The 18923-nt window shown below is 71.3% G+C and carries 17 protein-coding genes, 2 tRNA genes and 1 pseudogene; 3 read left to right on the forward strand and 17 right to left on the reverse strand.

Annotated elements, in window-relative coordinates:
- Positions 1–42 precede the first annotated feature (42 nt).
- The 13 genes and pseudogenes from ACYQ8L_RS10395 to ACYQ8L_RS10455 all read right to left on the reverse strand — a co-directional run bounded on the left by ACYQ8L_RS10395 (position 43) and on the right by ACYQ8L_RS10455 (position 9354).
- Positions 43–119 (reverse strand) — tRNA-Pro (locus ACYQ8L_RS10395).
- A gap of 18 nt (positions 120–137) precedes the next feature.
- Positions 138–488, reverse strand: a complete 351-nt coding sequence (locus ACYQ8L_RS10400; RefSeq protein ID WP_459941727.1) for a MerR family transcriptional regulator — start codon at positions 486–488, stop codon at positions 138–140.
- Positions 489–566: 78 nt separating this feature from the next.
- A pseudogene (locus ACYQ8L_RS10405) lies at positions 567–842 on the reverse strand (integration host factor subunit alpha); the annotation flags it as partial.
- Positions 843–903: 61 nt separating this feature from the next.
- Positions 904–3312 carry a phenylalanine--tRNA ligase subunit beta gene (gene pheT, locus ACYQ8L_RS10410; RefSeq protein WP_459941728.1) on the reverse strand — a complete coding sequence of 803 codons (2409 nt, stop codon included), beginning with the start codon at positions 3310–3312 and terminating at the stop codon, positions 904–906.
- A gap of 7 nt (positions 3313–3319) precedes the next feature.
- Positions 3320–4339 (reverse strand): phenylalanine--tRNA ligase subunit alpha, encoded by a 1020-nt coding sequence (gene pheS / locus ACYQ8L_RS10415; protein ID WP_459941729.1) that lies wholly within the window; start codon positions 4337–4339, stop codon positions 3320–3322.
- Positions 4340–4374: 35 nt separating this feature from the next.
- On the reverse strand, positions 4375–4719 hold the full coding sequence (rplT, locus tag ACYQ8L_RS10420) for a 50S ribosomal protein L20 (protein WP_459941730.1): 345 nt from the start codon (positions 4717–4719) through the stop codon (positions 4375–4377).
- Between the two features lie 126 nt (positions 4720–4845).
- Positions 4846–5043 (reverse strand): 50S ribosomal protein L35, encoded by a 198-nt coding sequence (gene rpmI, locus ACYQ8L_RS10425; RefSeq protein WP_459941731.1) that lies wholly within the window; start codon positions 5041–5043, stop codon positions 4846–4848.
- A gap of 21 nt (positions 5044–5064) precedes the next feature.
- Positions 5065–5592, reverse strand: a complete 528-nt coding sequence (gene infC, locus ACYQ8L_RS10430) for a translation initiation factor IF-3 (protein WP_459941764.1) — start codon at positions 5590–5592, stop codon at positions 5065–5067.
- 24 nt (positions 5593–5616) lie between these two features.
- Positions 5617–7545 carry a threonine--tRNA ligase gene (gene thrS, locus ACYQ8L_RS10435; RefSeq protein WP_459941732.1) on the reverse strand — a complete coding sequence of 643 codons (1929 nt, stop codon included), beginning with the start codon at positions 7543–7545 and terminating at the stop codon, positions 5617–5619.
- A 96-nt stretch (positions 7546–7641) separates the two neighbouring features.
- A tRNA-Val gene (locus tag ACYQ8L_RS10440) sits at positions 7642–7716 on the reverse strand.
- Positions 7717–7813: 97 nt separating this feature from the next.
- Positions 7814–8293 carry a GNAT family N-acetyltransferase gene (locus tag ACYQ8L_RS10445; protein WP_459941733.1) on the reverse strand — a complete coding sequence of 160 codons (480 nt, stop codon included), beginning with the start codon at positions 8291–8293 and terminating at the stop codon, positions 7814–7816.
- A 20-nt stretch (positions 8294–8313) separates the two neighbouring features.
- Positions 8314–8535: a DUF3553 domain-containing protein gene (locus ACYQ8L_RS10450; RefSeq protein WP_459941734.1), complete on the reverse strand. Its 222-nt coding sequence runs from the start codon at positions 8533–8535 to the stop codon at positions 8314–8316.
- Between the two features lie 342 nt (positions 8536–8877).
- Entirely contained in the window at positions 8878–9354 is a 477-nt protein-coding gene (locus tag ACYQ8L_RS10455; protein WP_459941735.1) for an Lrp/AsnC family transcriptional regulator, read from the reverse strand.
- 132 nt (positions 9355–9486) lie between these two features.
- On the opposite strand from ACYQ8L_RS10455, the gene ald reads away from it, so the two are divergent.
- On the forward strand, positions 9487–10602 hold the full coding sequence (gene ald / locus ACYQ8L_RS10460) for an alanine dehydrogenase (RefSeq protein WP_459941736.1): 1116 nt from the start codon (positions 9487–9489) through the stop codon (positions 10600–10602).
- Between the two features lie 14 nt (positions 10603–10616).
- Here ald and ACYQ8L_RS10465 read toward each other — a convergent pair whose 3' ends face one another.
- From ACYQ8L_RS10465 to ACYQ8L_RS10480, 4 genes are all read right to left on the reverse strand, one after another.
- The gene (locus ACYQ8L_RS10465) at positions 10617–11966 is read right to left on the reverse strand and encodes a sigma 54-interacting transcriptional regulator (protein WP_459941737.1); all 1350 of its coding nucleotides are present in this window, start codon (positions 11964–11966) and stop codon (positions 10617–10619) included.
- A 2-nt stretch (positions 11967–11968) separates the two neighbouring features.
- Positions 11969–12601 carry a hypothetical protein gene (locus tag ACYQ8L_RS10470; RefSeq protein ID WP_459941738.1) on the reverse strand — a complete coding sequence of 211 codons (633 nt, stop codon included), beginning with the start codon at positions 12599–12601 and terminating at the stop codon, positions 11969–11971.
- 28 nt (positions 12602–12629) lie between these two features.
- Positions 12630–14087, reverse strand: a complete 1458-nt coding sequence (locus tag ACYQ8L_RS10475; protein WP_459941739.1) for a sensor histidine kinase — start codon at positions 14085–14087, stop codon at positions 12630–12632.
- Positions 14088–14244: 157 nt separating this feature from the next.
- The gene (locus ACYQ8L_RS10480) at positions 14245–17337 is read right to left on the reverse strand and encodes a DEAD/DEAH box helicase (RefSeq protein WP_459941740.1); all 3093 of its coding nucleotides are present in this window, start codon (positions 17335–17337) and stop codon (positions 14245–14247) included.
- 287 nt (positions 17338–17624) lie between these two features.
- Between ACYQ8L_RS10480 and ACYQ8L_RS10485 the strand changes: the two genes are divergently transcribed.
- Together ACYQ8L_RS10485 and ACYQ8L_RS10490 are read left to right on the forward strand one after the other, a co-directional pair.
- On the forward strand, positions 17625–18476 hold the full coding sequence (locus ACYQ8L_RS10485; RefSeq protein ID WP_459941741.1) for an alpha/beta hydrolase: 852 nt from the start codon (positions 17625–17627) through the stop codon (positions 18474–18476).
- A 58-nt stretch (positions 18477–18534) separates the two neighbouring features.
- Positions 18535–18921: a response regulator gene (locus ACYQ8L_RS10490; protein ID WP_459941742.1), complete on the forward strand. Its 387-nt coding sequence runs from the start codon at positions 18535–18537 to the stop codon at positions 18919–18921.
- The last annotated feature ends 2 nt before the right edge of the window (positions 18922–18923 follow it).

An 18923-nucleotide genomic window follows, 5' to 3' on the forward strand; every position in this document is an offset into this window, starting at 1 on the left:
GAAAAGGGCTTACGGGGATGACCCGTAAGCCCTTGATATTGCTGGTCGGGACGAGAGGATTCGAACCTCCGACCCCCTGAACCCCATTCAGGTGCGCTACCAGACTGCGCCACGTCCCGACACGGTATTCGGTTGTCTCAGCCCTGCCCCAGGATCCGGAGGACCTCCTCGGCGTCGGCCCGCAGCCGCGCGAGCAGCTGCTTTCGGGTTCCGGCCCGCGGGGCGTTGCGCTCGGTCTTCCAGATCTCCCGGAACTTGCGCTTCACCCCGCTGATCGTGAACCGCTCCTCGTAGAGGAGCTTTTTGATCAACCGGACCTTTTCGAGGTCCTGGTGGGTGTAGAGCCGTTGGTTCCCGTCGCTCTTTCGGGGGGAGAGGAACGGAAACTCGCTCTCCCAGTACCGGAGCACGTGGGGCTTGACCCCGACGATCTCCGCCACCTCCCCGATCCGGTAGTAGAGCTTCTGGGGGATCCCCCGGCTCTCCAACGCCCGCTCCTTCGCCCGGAAGGGCGCCAATCATACCAGCGAGAGCCGCCCGGTGCAACGGCCCCGGCGCGCCGTTCAGCCGTTGTTCAGGCGCTCCTTGAGCACCTGGCTCGGCTTGAAGGTGAGCACCCGGCGCTCGCGGATGGTGATGGACTCGCCGGTCTGGGGGTTCCGGCCCCGGCGGGCCGCCTTCTGGCGCACCTCGAAGTTGCCGAACCCGCTGATCTTCACCTTCTCGCCCTGCTCCAGGGCCTCCTTGATGAGCTCCAGGATGAGCCCCACCACCTCGGCCGACCGCTTCCGGCTAAAGCCCACCCGCTCGTGCAGCGCCTCCACGAGATCCGATTTCGTCATGGTTGTCCCGTCCTTTTTCGCGTGCATGGAAACGATTCCTCGCCGCCCTGTCCGGGCGGCCCTACCGAAGGCGAGCCCCGGTACGCGCGGCCAACGATTCGAGAACCCGGGCCTCCTCGGCCCGAACCTCCTCATCCGTCAGGGTGCGGTCGTCGGCCCGATAGGTGACCCGGAGCGCCAGGCTCACCAACCCCTCCGGGATGCGCTCGCCCCGGTACACGTCGAAGATCTCGACCTCCCGTACGAGGGCAGACCCGGCGGCCCACACCGCGTCCACGACGTCCTGGGCCCGGGCCCGGGCCGGATCCACCAGGACGGCAAGATCCCGCTGCACCGCCGGATACCGGGGAAGCCCCGGAAACGCCCCGGGTTCCCGGGAAAGATCCAGAACCGCGTCGAGGTCCACCTCGAACCCGGCCACGGGGCCCTCGAGGTCCCAATCCCCGAGGCGGCCGGGGTGAAACTCCCCCACCCATCCGAGCGCCCGTCCCTCGGCCTCGACCCGGGCCGCCCGGCCGGGGTGAAGCCAGGGAAGGTCGGCGGTGGGCACGAACCGGAGGCTGCCGAGCCCGAACCCCAGGAGCAGGGTTTCGAGGGCGCCCTTGGCGTCAAAGAAATCCACGGCCTCGTCCCCGCTCCACCAGGCCAGCGGGTCCCGGGCACCGGCAGCCACCGCCGCCACCCGGAGGGTTTCGTCCGGCAGGGCCTCGCCCTCCCGGGGATGGAACGTGCGCCCCACCTCGAAGAGCCTCGCGGAGCCCACCTGGCGTCGCTGGTTGCGGGCGAGGCTCCGCAACAGGCCCGGCACGAGCGTCGTCCGGAGCACCGAGGAGTCCCGGCCCAGGGGGTTGGCGAGCACGACGTGGTGACGCAGGGCATCTCCCTCGGGAAGGCCCAGCCGGTCGTCGTCGGCCGGGTCCCCGAAGCTCAAACACACCGCCTCGTAGTACCCCTGACCGGCCAGGAGGTCCCGGGCCCGGTTCGCCGTGCGCCGCCGCGCCGGCACCGGGTCGGGCCGCATCGGCACCCGGGGAAGCGTGGTGGGGATCCGCTCATACCCGTGGATCCGGGCGACCTCCTCGATCAGGTCCACCGCCCGCTCCAGGTCCACCCGGTGGGTGGGCACCCGCACGGTAACCGAGGCGTCGTCGGCCGCTTCCTCGGCCATGCCAAGGCTCGTGAGGATCGTTCGCACCTCGTCGGCCCGGATCTCGGTTCCCAGAAGGCCCCGCACCCGGTCGTACCGCAGGCGCACCCGCGCCGGCTCGTGCCGGGTCGGGTAGGCGTCGTAGACGCCCCGGGCCACGGTGCCGCCGGCCAGTTGGACGATGAGTTCCGTGGCCCGGTCGAGGGCCCGGAGGAGTCCCTCGATGTCGGTGCCCCGCTCGAAGCGGTAGGAGGCCTCGGTGCGAAGCCCGAGCCGCCGGGACGTGCGCCGGATGTTCGAGGGCAGGAACCAGGCGCTCTCCAGAAGGATCTCGGTGGTGTCGGGCTCGACCTCGGAGTTCTCGCCCCCCATCACGCCGGCCAGGGCCACGGGCCGCTCGGCGTCGCAGATGACCAGGGTGTCGGCGTCGAGCTCGCGCTCCTGGCCGTCCAGGGTGGTAAACCGCTCGCCGTCCCGGGCCCGCTGGACCACGATGCGGCCCTCCACGAGCCGGTTTCGGTCGAAAGCGTGCAAGGGGTGCCCGAGCTCCAGGAGCACGTAGTTCGTCACGTCCACCACGTTGTTGATGGACCGCACCCCACAGGCCTCGAGGCGCCGGCGCAGCCACAGGGGCGACGGCCCCACCCGCACGCCCCGAATCACCCGGGCCGCGTAGCGGTGGCAGAGGTCGGGGTCGCGGATCTCCACCGAGGTGAGCTCCTCCACGGCGGGCCCCTCTTCGGGGACCTCGGGCTCGGGGATCCGGAGTTCGCCTCCGGTCAGGGCCGCCACCTCCCGGGCCACCCCCACCACCGACAGGCAGTCGGGCCGGTTCGGGGTGATCTCCACCTCGATCACGGTCTCCGGGAGTCCCAGGTACTCCAGAAGGTCGGTGCCCACCGGGGCGTCGGCCGGCAGAATCAGGATCCCCGAGTGGTCCTCGCCGAGGCCGAGCTCCCGCTCGGAGCACATCATGCCGTAGCTCACCTGGCCCCGGATCTTGGTCTTCTTGATCTTGAACCCGCCGGGAAGCCGCGCCCCCACCCGGGCCAGGGCCACCTTGTCGCCCGCGGCCATGTTTGTGGCGCCGCACACGATCTCGTAGGTCTCGGCCCCATCGGTGACCCGGCACAGGCTCAAGCGGTCGGCGTTCGGGTGGGGCCCCTTTTCCAGGATCTGCGCCACCACCACCCCCTCGATCCCCTCGCCCCGGCGCTCCACGGCGCCCACCTCGAGGCCCGCCATGGTGAGGCGCTCGGCGAGGGCCTCGGGCCCGAGGTCGAACTCCACGTACTCTTTGAGCCAGGAAACCGGAACGCGCATGGGACGCTCAGCCGAAGTGCCCGAGGAACCGAAGGTCGTTTTCGAAAAAGAGCCGGATGTCGTCGATGCCGTACTTGAGCATCGCGATCCGCTCGACCCCGAGGCCGAAGGCGAACCCCTGGACCTCCTCGGGGTCGTACCCCACGAACCCGTACACCGCCGGGTCCACCATGCCCGAGCCCAGGATCTCGAGCCAGCCCGTGCCCGAGCACACCCGGCAGCCCGAACCCCCGCACAGCACACACTGGATGTCCACCTCGGCGCTGGGCTCGGTGAACGGGAAAAAGCTGGGACGGAACCGCACCCCCGTGTCGGGACCGTAGTACCGGTGCACGAACTCGGTGAGCACGCCCTTGAGGTCGGCGAAGGTCACGTCCCGGTCCACCAGCAGCCCCTCGATCTGGTGGAACATGGGGGAGTGGGTGACGTCGGAGTCGCACCGGTACACCTTGCCCGGGGCCACGATCTTCACCGGGGGCTTCTGGGCCTCCATGGTGCGGATCTGCACCGGGCTCGTGTGGGTACGAAGCACCACCCCGGGGGCCACGAAGAAGGTGTCCTGCATGTCACGGGCGGGGTGGTCGGCCGGGATGTTCAGGGCCTCGAAGTTGTAGTACTCGAGCTCCACCTCGGGCCCCTCGGCCACCGAAAACCCCATCTGGCCGAAGATCTCCAGGAGTTCCCGCACCACCCGGGTGATCGGGTGTAGCCCGCCCCGGTGGCCCCTGCGGCCCGGCAGGGTGACGTCCACGGCCTCGGCCTGGAGCCTACGATCCAACTCGGCCCGGCCGAGAGCCTCCCTCCGCTCGGCCAGCGCCCTCTCGATGGCCGCCTTGACCTCGTTGGCCACCCGGCCCACCACGGGCCGCTCGGCCGGGTCGAGCCGGCCCATCTCCTTCAGGCAGGCGGTGAGGTCGCCCTTGCGCCCCAGGTACCGGACCCGGAGGGCATCGAGGGCCTGGGAATCGGGCGCGGCGCGGATCTCGGCCAGGGCCCGGTCGGCGAGGGCTCGGAGCTGGTCAATCATGGCGGGAGCGGGGGTGGGCTAGGCCGGGGGGAGGCCTAGCGGACCTCTTCCACCAGCCGGGCGAAATCCTCGGGGTGGCGCACCGCGAGCTCGGCGAGCATCTTGCGGTTGAGTTCCACCCCGGCCGTCTTGAGGGCGTGCGTGAGCCGGCTGTAGGAAGTGCCGTTCTGTTTGGCGGCCGCGCCGATCCGGGCGATCCACAGACGCCGGAACTCCCGCTTCCGGTTCTTGCGGTCGCGGTAGCTGTACACCCAGGCCCGGTGCAGGGTCTCGATGGCCTTCCGGAGGTGGCGGCGGCGGGCGCCGTAGTACCCGCGGGCCTGCTTCAGGATCTTTTTGCGGCGCTGGCGCGACGCAACCGAGGGACGGGAACGTGCCATGGCTTTTCTCCTTGGGTTGGCAAACGCGTCCCCGCGGCCGGTCCGGGTCGGACCCCCTATCCCCCAGGTACATGGCGGACCCGGGGATGAGGTGCGTTCCGCGGGGAACTGGAAAACGGTTCGGGACTACGCGTAGGGCAAGAGCTTTTGCATGTGCCGGGCGTGGGTGGCGTCCACGAAATCGGGCCGGCGCAGTTGCCGCTTGCGCTTGGCCTTCTTGCCGCCCAGCAGGTGGCTGCGAAACGCCCGGCGGTACTTGAACTTTCCGGTGGCGGTCTTCTTGAACCGCTTGGCCGCCGCCCGGTGGGTCTTCATCTTCGGCATGGCGTCTTCCTCTCTCGCGCTTCAGGATTTCTTCGCGGCCCGGGGCGGCGGGGAGAGCAGCATGAACATGTTGCGGCCCTCCATGCGGGGGGCCTGCTCCACCTTCGCCTCGTCGCCCAACTCCTCGACCATTCGCTGCAACTGCTGCAGGCCCCGTTCCGGCAGGGTGACCTCGCGGCCCCGGAACATGACCGTGACCTTGACCTTGTGCCCTTCGTCCAAGAACTCGCGCACCTTCTTCAGCTTGACCTGGAAGTCGTGCTCGTCGGTCTTGGGGCGGACCTTGACCTCCTTGACCTGGGTCTGGACCTGGCGCTTGCGGGCCTCCTGGGCTTTCTTGGCCTGGTGGTACTTGTACCGGCCGTAGTCCATGATCTTGCAAACCGGCGGCCGGGCTTGGGGCGCCACCTCCACCAGGTCCATGTCCATCTCTTCCGCCAGGGCCAGGGCCCGTTCGATCGGCAGGATCCCGAGTTGGGAACCGTCGGGCCCGATGGTCCGGACCTCCCGGACCCGGATCATGCGGTTGATGCGGGGTTGGTCAGCGATGGGGCACCTCCTCGGTCAGGGCGTTCAGCGTCGCTCCTCCAATCGGGGCACGGCGGCCTCCTCGGCCACCCGCTCCACGAACTCCTCCAGCGGCATGGTGGGCAGCGGATCCCCCGACCGGGGCCGCGGCGACACCGTGCCGTCGGACACCTCCCGGTCGCCCACCACGACCATGTAGGGCACCTTCTGGAGCTGCGCCTCCCGGATCTTGTACCGCAGCGTCTCGTTGCGGTCGTCCACCTCCACCCGCACCCCGCGGGCGCGCAACAGCCCTTCCGCCTTGCGGGCGTAGGGGGCGTGACGGTCGGAGATGGGCAGGAGGACAACCTGGACCGGGGCCAGCCAGGTCGGAAACGCTCCGGCGAAATGCTCAATCAAGATCCCGATGAACCGCTCGATCGAACCCAGGATCACTCGGTGGAGCATCACCGGCCGGTGCCGCTCCCCGTCGGCCCCCACGTAGGTGAGATCGAACCGTTCCGGGAGGGTAAAATCGGCCTGGATTGTAGCACACTGCCACTTTCTGTCAAGCGCGTCGCGCAGTTTCACGTCGATCTTGGGCCCGTAAAACGCCCCCTCCCCCTCGCAGACCCCGTAGGCCATCCCCCGGCTGCGAAGGGCCTCTTCAAGGGCGCGGGTGGCCCGCTCCCAGGCCTCGTCGTCGCCGATGGATTTCTCGGGCCGGGTGGAGAGTTCCACCTCGTACTCGAACCCGAAAAGCCCCATGACGTCCTGGACGAAATCGAGAATGCCCGAGATCTCGTCGAGCAACTGCTCCGGGGTGCACAGGATGTGGGCGTCGTCCTGGGTGAACCCCCGCACCCGGGTGAGCCCATGGAGCACGCCGGACTTTTCGTGCCGGTGCACGGTGCCGAGCTCAAAGTACCGCAGGGGGAGATCCCGGTACGAGCGCACCTTGGACCGGTAGATCACCATGTGGGCGAGGCAGTTCATCGGCTTGATGCCGTAAACTTGCCCCTCCTCCACCTCGGTGAAGTACATGTTCTCCCGGTAGTTGTCGTAGTGGCCCGAGCGCTCCCAGAGCTCTTTGCGCAGAATCTGGGGGCCGATCACGATCTGGTAGCCCCGCCGCAGATGCTCCCGGCGTTCGAAATCCTCGAGAATCGTGCGCACGAGGGCTCCCTTGGGGTGCCAGATCACGAGCCCCGGACCCACCTCGTCCTCGATGGAGAACAGCTCGAGCTCCCGGCCGAGCTTGCGGTGGTCCCGCTTTTTCGCCTCCTCCAGGAGCCGGAGCCGCTCGGCCAACTCCTCCTTCGTGCCGAAGGCGGTGCCGTAGATCCGCTGGAGCATGGGGTTTCGCTCGTCGCCCCGCCAGTACGCCCCAGCCACGGACAGCAGCTTGAACACCTTGACCCGGCCCGTGGAGGGCACGTGGGGGCCCCGGCAGAGGTCGGCGAACTCCCCCTGCTCGTAGAGCGAGATCGTCTCCTCGTCGGGCAGGTCCTCGATGAGCTCCACCTTGTAGGGTTCCCCTCGATCCCGGAAGAACCGGATCGCCTCGTCGCGCGGAAGCTCCCGGCGCCGCACCGGGAGGTCTTCCTTGACGATCCGGGCCATCTCGGCCTCGATCTTTTCCAGGTCCTCCGGGGTCAGGGGCCGGGGGGTGTCGAAGTCGTAATAGAACCCGTCGGCCGTGGCCGGGCCGATAGCGAGCTTGGCATCGCCCACCACCCGCTTGACCGCCTGGGCCATGACGTGGGAGGCCGAGTGCCGGAGCACGTCGAGGCCCTCGGGGCTGTCGGGGGTGAGGATCCGGAGCCGGCAGTCCGCCGTCAGGGGCGCGGTGAGATCCACCAGCCGGCCGTCCACCTCGGCGGCCACGGCCTCCCGGGCGAGCCGCTTGCCGATCGACTCCGCCACCTCCAGGGCCGTTGTGCCGGGGGGCACCTCCTTCACGCTTCCGTCGGGCAGGGTCACCCGGATCGCCATGGCTCGAACTCCTTCGGCGCCGCGGGAACGCGCCGGCAAAAAACAAAAGGCACCGGTGGAGACCACGCGATGCCTCATCCGCGAACGAGCAAGAAGTGGTAGGCACGGGCGGGATTGAACCGCCGACCCCCTGCGTGTCGGGCAGGTGCTCTCCCACTGAGCTACGTGCCTACAAGCGGGTCTCGCTGCGTTCGGGCCGCGCAGGCGGCCGGAAGGCGCTTCTTTTACCAGCCCCTCCGCCGCGGTGTCAACGCAAAAGAGCGGCCGGTCACGGCCGGAACACCTGGAGCGACACCTCCTTGGCCCCGCCCGCCACCCGCTGCCGCCCCACCTCCCGGAACCCCAGGGCCGTGTGGAACTTGCGGGAGGCCTCGTTGGGGGGATCCACCGTGTATTCGCAGCCCACGACCCCGGTTCCCCGCGCCGCGAGCGCCCGGAAGAGATCCTCGTAGAGCAACCGCCCCACCCCGCGCCCCCTCGCCTCGGGCGCCACCACCACCCGGTCAATGTAGACGAAGGTGGGATACCGGGCCGCGAACCACTCGTAGTTGGGGTTCCGGTAGGGCTGCCCCTCGGCCAGGGCGAGGAGGAACCCGACCACCCGGCCTGCACTCTCTGCGACCCGGTGGTGACAGCTCAGATCATGGAGGCGTTGGAGCCCGGCCCAATCGAGCGGGCTCGTCACCGCGACGACGCCGCGGTTGAGCTCGAGAATGCGCGGAAAATCGGCAACATCGGCGTCCCGCACCACAGGGCTCCCCATTCCCATCACCCTCGGTAGAACCGGATGCCCCGGTAGTAGCAGCAGTTGGGCTCGGAGAGGTCGTTGAAGAAGGTGCGCACCTCGCCGTCCTCGAACCGGATGCGCACCAGGGCCGGCCCGCCCTCCAGGCTCGAGGTGCGAAGCTCCACCACCCGGCCCACCCCCCAGGCCTTGCAGTCCCGGTGGACCACCAGGTCCCCCACTTTCAGAAAGAGGCGTTTCGGCATCGCGATTCCAAGAGACTTCGGCTAGGCGGCTGGGCTGCTTGGCAGCTAGGCGGCTAAGAACATTCGGGATTCCAGCGTCATCGCGCCGGCCAATCCGTCGGAGCGGCTGCCGTATCGGGGGCCAGAATTCAGAGGTCAGAGAACCCCTGCTTTCTGTCGTCTCGCCACGGACCCCTGACACGGGCGCCGGCGCCGACCCCCCAAAGGCTTTCCGCCGCTTAGCCGCCTAGCCGCCTAGCCGCCTAGCCGCCTAGCCGCCTAGCCGCCTCGCCGCCTCGCCGCCCAGCCGCCCAGCCGCCCAGCCGCAAGGATACGGCACGCTCGCGGCGCCGTCCAACCCGGTCAGCCGAGGGGCAGGGCCGTCCGTTTGAGCACGGTCCGCAGCGCGAACGACGAGAGCACTCGGGCCACGCCCGGAAGCCGGGTCAGGCGGTCGTGAACCCGCTCGTAGTCGGCCAACCCTCCCACCGCGACGCGCACGAGGTAGTCCACGTCTCCGCTCATGAGGTAGCACTCCATCACCTCGGGCACCTCCCGGATGGCCCGTTCGAACCGCTCGAGGGCGTCCCGCTGTTGGCCGTGGAGCGAGACCCGCACGAACACGGTGCCCGCCTTCCCCACGGCCTCGGGCCGCAGGATCGCCACGTACCGGTCGATGACGCCCGCCTCCTCGAGCCGCCGCACCCGCCGCAGGCACGCCGACTCCGAGAACCCCACCCGCCTGGCCAACTGGGCGTTGGTGATGCGGCCGTCCGATTGGAGTTCCCGCAGGATCGCGCGGTCCAGGTGGTCCAGGTCCACCTGCGCAGATTCTTGCATCTCACGTCCTCTTTTTCACGGGTTCCGTCACAAGATCGCTTCGGACAGCCCCACTTTGCAAGCACATTGCGCAAGAAACAACGTATTCTTCTCCCAAGTCGAGAGGTTCCATTCCCAGCCCAGGAGGCCGCCATGAGGATCGGGGTACCCAAGGAGATCAAGAACCGGGAGTTTCGCGTGGGGCTCACCCCCGCCGCCGTGCGGGAGCTCACGGCCCGGGGGCACGAGGTGTCGGTGGAAACCGGCGCCGGGGCGGCCATCGGGTTCCCGGACGAGGCCTACGAGGCCGCCGGCGCCCGGATCCTCGCCACGCCGGGGGAGGTGTTCGCCCAGGCCGACCTGGTCGTCAAGGTCAAGGAGCCCCAGCCCGGGGAGGTGGCGCTCCTGCGGGAGGGCCAGATCTTGTTCACGTACCTCCACCTGGCCCCCGATCCCGAGCAGACCCGGGGCCTTCTGGCGTCGGGCTGCACGGCCGTGGCGTACGAAACCGTGACCGATCCGGCCGGTCGGCTGCCCCTTTTGGCTCCCATGTCGGAGGTGGCCGGCCGGCTCTCGGTCCAGGCGGGCGCCCGGGCCCTCGAGATGGCCCAGGGCGGCCGGGGGGTGCTCCTCGGCGGGGTCCCGGGGGTGGAGCCGGCCCGGGTGGTGGTGATCGGCGGGGGTGTGGTGGGCACCAACGCGGCGCGGGTGGCCGCCGGCATGGGGGCCGACGTCACGGTGCTCGACCGGTCGGTGGAGCGGCTGCACCAACTGGACGACCTCTTTGCCGGCCGGGTGCGCACGATCTACTCCACGACCGAGGCCATCGAGCGGCTCGTCACGTCCGCCGACCTCGTGATCGGCGCCGTGCTCGTGCCGGGGGCGGCCGCCCCCAAGCTCGTCTCGCGGGACCTCGTGGCCGCGATGCCCCGGGGCTCCGTGCTCGTGGACGTGGCCATCGACCAGGGCGGCTGCTTCGCCACCTCCCGGCCCACCACCCACGACGACCCGACTTACGTGGTGGACGGGGTGGTCCACTACTGCGTGGCCAACATGCCCGGCGCCGTGGCCCGCACCTCCACCCTGGCCCTGGTCCAGTCCACCCTGCCCTACGTCATCGCCCTGGCAGAAAAGGGCCTCGGGGCCGTGCGGGAGGATGCCGGGTTCCGAAACGGGCTCAACGTGCACCGGGGCCGGGTGACCCACCCCGCGGTGGCCGAGGCCCACGGGCTGGAGTACGTGCCCCCGGAGGTCGCGCTCGCATCCTGACGGAACGCCCCGCCCTACCCCTCGGCCTTGAACAGGTTCGGGTCCAGGTGGTGGCGCCGGAGGAGCCGGTAGAACTCGGTGCGGTTCCGGCCGGCCATGCGGGCCGCCCGGGTCACGTTCCCCTCGGCCATCTGGAGCACCCGCACCAGGTACTCGAGCTCGAACCGCCGGCGCGCCTCGGCCAGGGTGGGCACTGCCTCCGCCGGCTCCCGAAGCGCCTCTCGCACCAGGTCGGCCGGGATCAAGGGCGCCGTGCACAGCGTGAACGCGTGCTCCACCACGTTCGCCAACTGGCGCACGTTCCCGGGCCACGGGGCGGCGAGGAGCAGTTCCATGGCCTCGGGGGCGAAACCGGCCACGCGGCGCCCGGAGCGCTCGGCCAGGCGCCGGAGAAAATGCTCGGCCAGGAGCGGGATGTCCTCCCGGCGCTCGGCGAGAGGGGGGATCTCCAGCCGCACCACGTGGATCCGGTAGTAGAGGTCTTCTCGGAACCGCCCCTCCCTCACCTCCCGGTCCAGGTCCCGGTGGGTCGCGGCGATCACCCGTACGTCCACCGGGAACACGCGGGTGGCCCCCACGGGCCGGACCTCCCGGTCCTGCAGGACCCGCAGGAGCTTCACCTGGAGGTTCAGGGGCATGTCGCCGATCTCGTCGAGAAGCAGCGTTCCCCCCTGGGCGGACCGGAAGAGCCCCGGCCGCTCCTCGGTGGCCCCCGTGAACGCCCCCCGGGCGTGGCCGAAGAGTTCCGACTCGAGCAGCGGCTCGGGGATCGCCCCGCAGTTCAGGGCCACGAAGGGGCCCGTCGCCCGGGGGCTCGCCCGGTGGATGGCCCGGGCGAGGAGCTCCTTTCCCGTGCCGCTCTCCCCGTAGATGAGCACCGCCGCCTCCCCCTGGGCCGCGAGCTTCGCCCGGCGCAGCACCTCTTCCATAGCGGGGCTCCGGGTCACGATCTCCTCCCGCCACGACTCCCCGGCCCCGGCGCTGGGGCCGCTCCCCAGGGCCAGGGCCCGCCGGACCTCGGCCACGAGTTCCCGGCCGTCGAAGGGTTTCGTCATGAACCCGAACACGCCCCGGCGGGTGGCCTCCACGGCCTCCGGGATCGAGCCGTGGGCCGTGAGGATGATCACCGGCAGCGACGGGTGGCGCTCCCGGATCGCGTCGTAGAGGGCCATGCCGTCCATGCCGTCCATGCGCAGGTCGGTGATCACGAGGTCCGGGGCGTCGGCCGCCAGGGCGGCCAGGGCCTCTTCGCCGCTCGCGGCCGTGGTGACCCGGAACCCGGCGGCCTTGAGCCGCAGGGCCAGGAGCTTCAGGAGATCCCGGTCGTCGTCCACGACCAACAGGTGGCGGGCTGGCTCGGTCACGGCTACTCGGGCCTCCGGTGTTCCAGGATCCGTTCGATCGTCTTGAGTTCCTCGATCTGCCGCTCGAGGGCCCGATTCTCCTCCTCACGCCGCTGGAGCCGTTGCTCCAGTTCGCGCACCCGGGCTTGTGCCCGTTGGGAGGCCTCCTCGGCCTTCGCGAGCCGGCGCCGGCACGCCTCGTCGGCCGCCTTCGGCTCGGCCGGGGGCAGGGCCGGCGGGGGAACGCGGCGGGCGGCGGCGAGCAGGACTTGCTCGAGGGGGTCCGACACCCCACCGTCCTCCCCCGGGGGAAACAGGCGATCCAGGTCGGCCCGCCGGCCCCCGGCCGGCGGGAGGCGCACGGCCAGAGCGAGAACCCGTACCCGGGCCTCTGGATTCCCCAGGGCCGCCTCGGCTACCTCTCGCCCCCACCGGGCCTCGGCCTCGGGGAGGGGCAGGGCGAGGGCTTCCCGGAGCGGCCGCAAGGGGTCCGGACAGGGGGACGGGGCCGGCGCCTCGGCCGTGACCCGCACCTCCCGGTCGCGCACGCCCCGGGCGGGGAGGACCCCGCAGGCCTGGAGGCCGCACACCCCTGCCAATAGGAGGGCCCGCACCGTGCGGTAACGTCTAGCACCCCTGCCCGCCGACCTCTCCACGGAACCTCCTCCCTGTTTCGCCCCCGGCCTATCCCTGCCGCACCGGGAGGGTCACCCGAAACCCCGCCCCGCCCAACGGGGACGGGCACAACTCCACGGCCCCGTGGTGGGCCTCGACATACTCCTTCACGATCGCCAACCCGAGGCCGCTCCCCTTGACCGGCCCCGCGCCCCGCGCCTTCCCCTGGAAGAAGGCCTCGAACACCTGGCCCCGATCCTCGGCCCGCACCCCAGGGCCCGAGTCGTAGACCCCCAGAACGGCCCTGTCCCCTTGGGATTCCAGACGGATCAAAATATTGCCCCCGTCGGGGGTGAACTTCACGGCATTGGACACCAGGTTCTCCACCACCGAGCGCAACCGGCGGCGAACCCCCTCCACCGAAACCGGTTCGATCCGAGACTCCAGCCCCAGTCCCCTCGTCCGGCAGGCCGGCTGCAGATCTTCGACGACCTGGCGGACGACCTCGGCCAGGTCCACGGTTTCCCGGGGCTCGGTCCGGTCCCGCGCCTCCCCCAGGCTGAAGGCGAGGAGGTTCTCGATCTGGCGCTGGAGGTGGATCCCGTTTTCCCGGACGATCCGGACCACCTCCTCCTGCTCCGGGTCCATCTCGCCGGCCACCCCACCCAGCAGGAGCTCCGCGCCCTCCCGGATCGCGGTGAGCGGGGTCTTCAGGTCGTGGGACAGGTGGGCGAGGAACCGGGTCTTCTCCGATTCCAGCTCCAGGAGCCTGCGGCGCATCCAGTCGAGCCGCTCCCCGAGGTTCGCCAGGTCCGCCGGGCCGTGGATCTCCACCGCGGCTTCGAACGCGCCCTCCCCGAGCCGTTCCACCGCGGCCTCCAGGGAGCGGACCGGCCGGGACAGGAGGACCGCGAAGAGCGCCGCCAGCCCGAGGGTCAGGGGGATCGCCGCCATGGCCACCCCCCAAAGCCGGCGCCGCAGCCGCTCGGCCTCTTGCCGGGTCGTCTCGGCCCGCCGTTCGACCCTCTCCTGGACCCGGTTCGTCACGGCGCGGGCCGCCGCGTGGGCCTCGCCGAACCGCGCCAGCGCCCCGCCCACCTCCCCGGGGGGGGCCGGCCCCGCCACGAGCCGCGCGTACACCCCGGCCTCAATCTCCCGGATGCGGGCCAACTCCCGGCGAACGTCCTCGGCCGGAGCCGCCCCCTCGAGCCACGCCAGGACCTCCAGGAACTCGCCCCGGCGGGCCTCGTAGTCGGCCAGGATCTCCGCGTCCCCCAGCACCACCAACTGCCGGGCCTTGCGCTCCAGACCGAGGAGTTTGTCCTCCAGCCTCCGGCTCCACGCCCCCTGGAGGGCGGTCTCCTCCAGCCCCTCGGCCGCGTCCCGGGCGAGATCGACGGCCCACCACCCCGCCCCCACGAGCGCGCCCCCGAAAGGCAGGGCCACCGCCAAGAGCGCGGCCCAGGCGAGCCCGAGAAACGACACGGGCCACCGGCCCCCCTGGGGGTTCGAGCGCCTCCAAGCCATGGTGGGAGATCCTATCATCGTTTCGGGAACCGGCCAGGGGACCGGGGATCAGAGGACGGAGGACAGAAATCAGCCGTCGTCCACGACCCAACGTGGCACGCCGTGGCGCCTCCCTTTCCCCCTGCACACCCCGGGGACACCGCCCGCGGGGGCCCCGTCACCCCTCGATGCCGAGAAGGTCGCGAACGTCCTCCTCGGAGAGGGCGCCCGCGCCGTCCGGGCCGAGGACGGCCTCCAGGAGCCCCCGCTTGCGGGCCTGGAGTTCCAGCATCTTCTCCTCCACCGTGCCCCGGACCACCATCCGGTAGGAGAACACCTTCCGGGTCTGGCCGATGCGGTGGGTGCGGTCGGTGGCCTGGGCCTCCACGGCCGGGTTCCACCAGGGGTCGAAGAGCACCACGTAGTCGGCGCCGGTGAGGTTCAGCCCCGCTCCGCCGGCCTTCAGGCTGATCAGGAACACCCGCACCGACTCGTCCTCCTGGAAGCGGCGCACCTTCTCCTCGCGCTTCCGGGTGCGGCCGTCGAGGTAGAGCGGCCGGTACCCGGCCTGCTCGCACCAGTCCCGCAGCCGCGAGAGCACCTGGGTGAACTGGCTGAACACGAGAACCCGGTGCCCCTCCTCGATGGTCTCGGCCATGAACGAGCGGAACCGGTCGAACTTGGCCGAGGGGACGCCCTCCCCCACCCCCCCGGGCAGGACCGCCGGGAGCGTACACGCCTGACGGAGCCGCAGCAGGGCCTCCAGCACCGACATCCGGGCCCGGTCGAACCCCGAGCGCCGGATGGCGGCCTCCACCTGCCTCCGGCTGGCCTCGAGGAGCGACCGGTACAGGGCCTCCTGCTCGGGTTCCATCTCGCACCACAACACGGCCTCCACCTTCGGAGGCAACTCCGGCTCCACCTCGGATTTCAGACGCCGAAGCACGAACGGCGCGATCCGGCGCCGGAGCGCCTCGGCCGCCCCCTCGTCGCCGGCCAGGATCGGCTGCACGAAGCGGCGCGCAAACGAGCGCTGGCTCCCGAGGAGGCCGGGGTTCAGGAACTGGAACAGGCTCCAGATCTCGCCCAGGTGGTTTTCCAAGGGGGTGCCGGTCAGCGCGAGGCGCCTTCGGGCCCGCAGGGCCCGGGCGGCCCGGGCCGTTTGGGTGTCGGGGTTCTTGATGGCCTGGGCCTCGTCCAGGATCGCCCAGTCCCACTCCACCCCGGCCAGGAGTTCCCGGTCCCGGCGCAGGAGGGCGTAGCTCGTGATCACCAGATCCGCACCGCCGAAGGCCTCCGGGCCCTGCCCCCGCTCGGCCCCGTGGTGGCGAAGCACCCTGAGGTTCGGGGTGAACCGGCGGGCCTCGGCCTCCCAGTTGGGCACCACCGAGGTGGGGGCCACCACGAGGCTGGGCCGGCCGGCCCCGGCACCCGATGCCACGGCCGCGAGCGCCTGCACGGTCTTCCCGAGCCCCATGTCGTCGGCGAGCGCCACACCCAGGCCGGCCTCCCCAGCGGCCACGAGCCACCCCACCCCGGCCCGCTGGTACGGCCGAAGGGTTGCCCGGAGGCCCGGCACGGGGCCGATCGGCTTTGTCCGGGCCTCGGCGAGCCGACGCACGGTTTCGGCCCAGAGCTCCCGGCCCTCCCATTCGGCCCCCTCGGCGAGATCCGCAAGCTCCTCCACCAGGGGGGCCAGGTGCTTCGGCAGCCGGGCCGCCCCGGTCCCAATCCGCAGGTCCTCCAGGACCCGGAGCGCCCGGTCCTGGAACCCCTCGGCCACCCGTGCGAACGACCCGTCCTCGAGCCGAACGTACCGATCGCCCCGCCGAAGGGCCTCGAGGAGCCTTGGCACGCCCACCGGCACGCCGTCGGCCTCGGCCCCGGCCTCCACCTCGAGCCAGTCGATCCCGGTGCGGGCCCGGAGCCGGAGGACCACGGGCTTCGGGCGCACGCGCCAACGGACCAGCCGCTCCGCGCCGAACACCGCCCACTCTTCCCCGAGTTCCCGCACCCCGTCCAGGAGGAACCCGAGGGCGTCCTCGCCCTCGGCGGTGAACCAGCCGGGTTCCACCAGGGAGAGCCCCGCCTCCATGAGGCGCCGTGTGGCCCGGAACTCGGCCTCCATGTCCCGACGCACGTACGCCGAGTGCGCACCCACGGTCACCCGGGGAGTAGGGTCGGGGTTTTCCGCCGGGATCTCCAGGTCCCCGTACCGGAAGGCCAGGCGCACCACCAGCCGGCCATCGGCCTCCTCCAGATACACCCGGGGCTTTGGGGTTTCGTCCACGAGGAGTCGCTCGGCCCGAAATCCCTCCAGATCCAACCGGACCCCCGCCGCCTCCAGGGCTCCCGAGGCGGCCCCGACCAGGGCCGGCACCTCTTCGGGCTCGACCGGGGCGCCATCGCGCGAGAGGAGCGCCAGGGCCGACCCGCTTCGGGCTCCCGCCACCGGCCGAATCTCTCCTCCCCGCCAGACCCACGGTTGCCGCTCCCCGACCACTAGCGACGGCCCGCCCCCCAGATCCGCCCGGAGCACGAATTCCTGGCCCTCCCCCTCGACCCGCAGGCGGACCGGCACCGGGTCGAGCCGGACCTCGACGGGCTTCCCGGTTCGCTGGTCGAACACGTGATCCGCCTCCGCCAGGCACCGGAGCACGAGATCGACGTCGCCGGGGTCCACCCGGATTCCCGGCCCCGCCCGCTGGGCCCCCGCGGCCACGAGGGCGCCGACCCGGCGGGCCACCTCCCGGTCGACCGCCGCGCCCCACCGGCTCGCCGCCTCCGCGAGATCTTCCCACGCCACGACCCGGCCGGGGCCCAGCCCCTCCGGGCGGGCCCGGTGGAGCCTCCAGTGGAGGAGCAACCCCGCGGTCCGGCCGGCGGGGGCGGGGGCCACCCAGTGGGCGAGCCGCCGGGGGCCCGCCGGGCGGGGCGTCCGCCCCACAAGGGCGTCGAGGAGCGGCCGCCAGTGGGCCGGTTCGCAGCCCTTGCGGGAGGCCTCCTCGGCCCATTTCCTCGCCAGGACCAGGAGGTGCCCGCAGGGCCATACCTCCCGGCACCCGCAGGTGCCCCCGACCCGGGTGGGGGTGGCGTAGAGGACCGCCTCGTGGCCCCCTTCCCCGGCGAGGGCCACGAGGCCCCGCGCCTCTCCACGCCCCTCATCCCACCTCTCGGCGAACCGGTCCACCCGGCCTTCGGGCGCCGGCCCGGGCCGCCTGGCCCGCAGCCGGCGGTAGATGAGGGCGGGGTCGATCCAGCGCGGTTCCATGGTGCGGCGTGACCTCCTTCCCGCGCGCCAGCGAATCGCGGCCGCCCACCGGGAATCCGGGGCGGGGCCTCGCGCGGGTTTGCGACAAACGGCGAACCTTCTATGCTAGGGGACCTGGGTGTCGGACACAACGCGACGCCAAATCCGCGGGGTCGGGCCCGGGGAAGTTCGGCGCTCCGGCCCCGCCCCACCCGATGCCGGCTGCCGGTTTGCCGACCCCGAAAGGCCGAGGACCGACGTTGCGCCAACGGATGTCATCGCCCTCCGCGATCAGGGGAGCTGCCTACATGCTCGCCGTCGCCGCGATGCTGCTGGCCGGATGTTCCGCGTGGGTGGAACGCTGGGTGTACCACCCGTCGGCATCGGGGGGGCTCACCCCCGGGTCCCGGGGGCTCGGGTACGAGGACCTCCGGTTGGTCGCCTCGGACGGCGTCACGGTCCACGCCTGGTGGGTTCCGGGCACCCGGGAGGGTCCCGCCATCGTCTTCCTCCACGGGAACGCGGGAAATCTCTCGGACCGGGTCGATCTGATCGTTCGGCTCCACGAGCGGCTGGGCCTGTCGATCCTGGCCCTGGACTACCGGGGCTACGGCCGAAGCGACGGCCGGCCCACCCAGTCCGGGCTCCTCGGCGACGCCCTCGCGGCCGTCGCCGAGGCCCGCCGGCGGGCCGACGGGCCCGTGGTGCTCTTCGGCCGGAGTCTGGGGGCGGCGGTGGCGCTCCACACGGCGGCGCGGACCACGGTGGAGGGCCTGGTGCTCGAGGGGGCGTTCACCCGGGTCGCGGACCTCGCCCGGTTCCATTACCCGGTCCTGTCCTGGCCCTTTCGGCGGTACCTGGAGCCCCTCTGGGACAACCTGGCCCTCGCGCCCGAGGTGAAGGTTCCCGCCCTCTTCCTCCACGGCGACCGGGACCAGGTGGTCCCCATCGGGCTCGCCTGGCGGCTCTACGACCGGTACGGCGGCCCCAAGCGGTTCCGAACCATCCCCGGCGCCGGCCACGACGACCCCGCCTTCGTGGGCGGCGAGCCCTACTGGAATGCCTGGGTGGGCTTCCTCGGTGGGCTCACCCCTTCCCCGGAGGCGAGGGCCGAGGCGTCCCTAAAGAACGGGAGGGGCTTCGCCGATCCGTCGGAGTGACGATTTTGACCAACCCGTGGGGCGATCCGCCCACCCACGCAACGCACAGGGGGATGCCATGAAGGCCCTCGTGGTCGACGACTCTTCCACCATTCGGGACATCGTCGGAACGGTGCTGCGCAAACGGCTCGGGCTCGAGGTGGTCGAGGCCGAGGGGACGGCCGACGCGCTCCAGCGCCCCGGCCCGTTCGACCTGGTGGTCACCGACCTCGTGATGCCGGGGGAGCACGGGTTCGAGCTGATCCGGCGCCTCCGGGAACGGGACGACACCCGGAGCGTCCCGATCCTGGTGGTCTCGGTGGAGATCCACCCCGAGGTCGCGACGCGCGCCCTGGAGGCGGGAGCCGACCGGTTTCTAGGAAAACCCTTTCGCTTGGCCGATCTCGAAGCCGCGGTCCGCGAGCTTCTCGGCCTTCCGGGTGGACAGGGGACGGATCCGCAGTAGGC

It is taken from the genome of Deferrisoma palaeochoriense, assembly GCF_054656955.1.